This window comes from Bacillus cereus group sp. N31 (genome assembly GCF_016483245.1).
Classification (GTDB): domain Bacteria; phylum Bacillota; class Bacilli; order Bacillales; family Bacillaceae_G; genus Bacillus_A; species Bacillus_A toyonensis.
Genome location: NZ_JAEHCH010000099.1, coordinates 1 through 314, shown reverse-complemented (window position 1 = coordinate 314; position 314 = coordinate 1). Strand labels below are relative to the sequence as shown.

Sequence of the window (314 nt, the reverse complement as noted above, 5' to 3'; positions counted from 1 at the left end):
TATAGTGCGACTCGAACAGGCATGGCACAAAAGAATGAACTATATATTCGTGACTTAGGATATTTTCGTCTACAAGATTTTAAGTCTATTCAAGATAAGCAAGGATATTATTTATCACGTCTTAAGTTACCAACTAAAATATATAGAAAAGAATTCGAAACAGTCGTATTTAAAACAAAACCCGCTCAATTGAGACCGGTATATATACAAATTCATTTGGAAGACATCATGAAACAATTACAACCTGGCCAAGTGTATGAATTACATGATGTATATGTAGGGAGCAAAGACAAATTACCTACTCGCATTGTGGT

At 33.4% G+C, this 314-nt stretch carries 1 protein-coding gene; it reads left to right on the top strand.

Annotated elements, in window-relative coordinates; translation table 11 throughout:
* The coding region (locus tag JDS81_RS29955; protein WP_199688701.1) for a transposase at nt 1–314 on the top strand (314 nt) is incomplete at both ends.